A 1,104-nucleotide genomic window follows, 5' to 3' on the forward strand; every position below is an offset into this window, starting at 1 on the left:
AAGGCCACGCCACCGGCCTTGGGCGTCAGCAGGTGGGTGTATTTTGATTTCTGCTTGTCGTGTTTGGCCTGGGTAAAGCGCGTGCCTTCAACGAAATTCATCACGCTCACCGGGGTGTAGCGGAACTTCTCACAGGCCGTACGGGTCGCTTTAAGATCTTCACCGCGCTTTTCAGGGTGCTTGATCAGGTACTCACGGGTGTAGCGTTTCATAAACGGGAAATCCAGCCCCCACCAGGCCAACCCTATGACCGGCACCCAGATCAGTTGTTGCTTGAGGAAGAACTTCAGAAACGGTGCACGGTGGTTGAACACCCGCTGCATGGCGAAGATGTCGACCCAGCTTTGATGGTTGCTCAACACCAGGTACCAGCTTTCCCGCTTGAGCTTTTCGTCGCCGTGGACGGTCCATTCCGTGCCTTGGGTAAGTTTCATCCAGCCGGTGTTGCAGGCAACCCAGGCTTCGGCGATCCAGATAATAACTTTGGTGCACAGAACCCGGAAACCGGTGTGGGGAATAATCAGCTTCAATATCGCCGGGATGTAGAGAAGCAGGCACCAGAACAGGGTATTCAGCCCCAGGAGGATGGAACTGATGACGCCGATAACGGGAGCTGGCAGGAAGCTGAGCATGGTGGTCCTGTTGTTGGTTTTTTAAGATGGCTGAATGATACCAATGGTTGGCAGGTTTGGGCAGTGGCCTGAAGTGACCGGTTTGCCATTAGTGGTGGACGTTCTTGCCATAGTTCCGATCTGTATAGGTAGTCTAGTCTTATTCCGAACCTGTTCTCGACATAAACCTTATGGAAACCTCTATGCCCGACCCGCTCAGCTACGCTTTCAACAAAGCCTCGGGAATAACCCGCCAGACGGCACTATACGCCGGTAACGCCTTCGACCGCGTATTCCGGGCCGCCAGCCTGGTGCAGGCAGGGCAGACACCGTTCGAGACCTTGTACACCGATGGGCTGGTGAGCCTGCGATACTACCCGCCGCTGGCCGAGGATTTTATCGAGCTGGATGGCGAGATGATTGATGTGGAGCGCACGCCCCACAAGACGCCCATCGTAATCGTGCCGCCACTGGCGGTGAACATGCTGATCTA

Annotated in this window: 1 protein-coding gene and 1 pseudogene; one reads left to right on the plus strand and one right to left on the minus strand. The window is 55.3% G+C overall.

Annotated features, from left to right (window positions below; all coding sequences use genetic code 11):
- On the minus strand, nucleotides 1-632 hold a 632-nt coding region (locus tag B3M52_RS08750; RefSeq protein WP_286749414.1), incomplete at its 3' end, for an acyltransferase.
- 182 nt (nucleotides 633-814) lie between these two features.
- On the opposite strand from B3M52_RS08750, the pseudogene B3M52_RS08755 reads away from it, so the two are divergent.
- Nucleotides 815-1,104: pseudogene (locus tag B3M52_RS08755) on the plus strand (alpha/beta hydrolase); the annotation flags it as partial.

Source organism: Marinobacter sp. UBA2688 (assembly GCF_002352785.1).
Classification (GTDB): domain Bacteria; phylum Pseudomonadota; class Gammaproteobacteria; order Pseudomonadales; family Oleiphilaceae; genus Marinobacter; species Marinobacter salarius.